Origin of the sequence: Trinickia sp. (genome assembly GCF_051961175.1) — a bacterium.
Lineage (GTDB): Bacteria > Pseudomonadota > Gammaproteobacteria > Burkholderiales > Burkholderiaceae > Trinickia.
This window is the reverse complement of record NZ_JBQCDN010000013.1, coordinates 1-2,134: the sequence shown is the minus strand read 5'-3', so window position 1 is coordinate 2,134 and position 2,134 is coordinate 1. Positions and strand designations below refer to the sequence as shown.

The window sequence follows — 2,134 nt, the reverse complement described above, 5'->3', positions numbered from 1 at the left end:
GCTTCTCGAGAAATAGCGGGTTACTCAACCTTCCGCGACACGGCCTGACCGTTTAGCGGATTGCGCGAATCAAGTCTTGCTTGGAAGGACCTAAAACTAGCAGCATCGCGCAGCATATCACAGAACGAATATTTGAGATGATTGACATCGCTCGAATCGCTCGTCCGGCAAGCGCGAAATGCCGGATTTCAGCGCATTTCCGGGCTCACACGGGCGATCCGCGCAGCCCGCCGCGGACCGGCCAGCTTCCGATTCGCATGCTGCGCCAGCATGCGGCGCTCGCCTGCCCGTCCCTCTCCCCCCAAAAAACAAAAAGCCCCTCGTCCAGCCGTACTGGACGAGGGGCCTTGTCGAAGACAGTTAGGACTCGGTCTTGAGTCTTAGTCCACGTCTTAATCGACCGCGCCTTCGCGGCTCGCGCGGCGGCGTTCGTGCTCCTTCAGATGGCGCTTGCGCAGGCGGATCGACTGCGGCGTGACTTCGACGAGTTCGTCGTCGTCGATGAATTCGACCGCGTATTCCAGCGACATCTGGATCGGCGGCACGAGGCGGACCGCTTCATCGGTGCCCGACGCGCGGACGTTGGTGAGCTGCTTGCCTTTGATCGGATTCACGACCAGATCGTTATCGCGGCTGTGGATACCGATGATCATCCCTTCGTACAGCGCATCGCCGGGCTTCACGAACATGCGGCCGCGATCCTGCAGCTTCCACAAGGCATAGGCCACGGCGGCGCCGTCGTCTTGCGAGATCAGCACGCCGTTGCGACGCTCGCCGAGCGTGCCTTCCTTGACCGGCGCATATTCGTCGAACACGTGGCTCATGAGGCCGGTACCGCGCGTGAGCGTCATGAATTCGCCCTGGAAGCCGATCAGCCCGCGTGCCGGGATCTTGTACTCGAGGCGCGTGCGGCCGCGGCCGTCCGACGCCATGTCGAGCAGTTCGCCCTTGCGGCGGCCGAGTTCTTCCATGACGCCGCCTTGATTGCCGTCTTCGACGTCGACCGTCAGCAGCTCGTACGGCTCGTGCTTCACGCCGTCGATTTCATGCAGCACGACGCGCGGACGCGACACGGCCAACTCATAGCCTTCGCGGCGCATGTTTTCGATGAGAATCGTCAGGTGCAACTCGCCACGGCCCGACACTTCGAACACCGTTTCGTCGCCGGTGTCGCGCACGCGCAGCGCCACATTGTGATTGAGCTCGCGCGTCAGGCGATCGCGAATCTGGCGGCTCGTCACGAACTTGCCTTCCTTACCGGCCAGCGGCGACGAGTTCACGAGGAAGTTCATCGTCAGCGTCGGCTCGTCCACCGTGATCATCGGCAGCGCCTCAGGCGCGTCGGGCGCGCAGATGGTCGCGCCGATGCCGATGTCTTCGATCCCGTTGATCAGAACGATATCGCCAGCTTGCGCTTCATCGACCTGGACGCGTTCGAGACCGTGGAACGACAGCACTTGGTTGATCTTGCGATTGAAAACCTCGCCTTCGGGGCCGAAGCGCAGTGCAACCTGCTGGCCCGGCTTGATGCGGCCGCGCGCCACGCGGCCCACGCCGATCCGGCCTACGTAGGTCGAGTAATCGAGCGACGTGATTTGCAATTGCAGCGGACCTTCCGGGTCGGCATCGCGCACCGGCACGTGTTCGAGAATGGCCTCGAACAGGGGACGCATGTCGCCCTCGCGCGCGCTGTCGTCGAGCGACGCATAGCCGTTCAAGCCCGACGCGTAGACGATCGGGAAGTCCAGTTGCTCTTCAGTCGCGCCGAGTTTGTCGAACAGATCGAACGTCTGGTTGATGACCCAATCGATGCGCGCACCGGGACGGTCGATCTTGTTGATGACGACGATCGGCTTAAGGCCGAGCGCGAGCGCCTTTTTCGTCACGAAACGCGTTTGCGGCATCGGGCCTTCGACGGCATCGACCAGCAACAGCACCGAATCGACCATCGACAGCACGCGCTCCACCTCGCCGCCGAAATCGGCGTGGCCCGGCGTATCGACGATATTGATGTGCGTGCCCTCGTATTCGACCGCGCAGTTCTTCGCCAAGATCGTAATGCCACGCTCTTTCTCGATGTCGTTCGAGTCCATCACGCGTTCCGCGATCTGCTGGTTTTCTCGGAACGTGCCCG

1 protein-coding gene is annotated in these 2,134 nt (G+C 62.2%); it reads right to left on the bottom strand.

Annotated features, from left to right (window positions below):
* Nucleotides 1-392: 392 nt before the first annotated feature.
* Nucleotides 393-2,134 (bottom strand): translational GTPase TypA (gene typA / locus ACTHL0_RS00920; protein WP_440564679.1); only part of this gene is annotated, 1,742 nt, incomplete at its 5' end.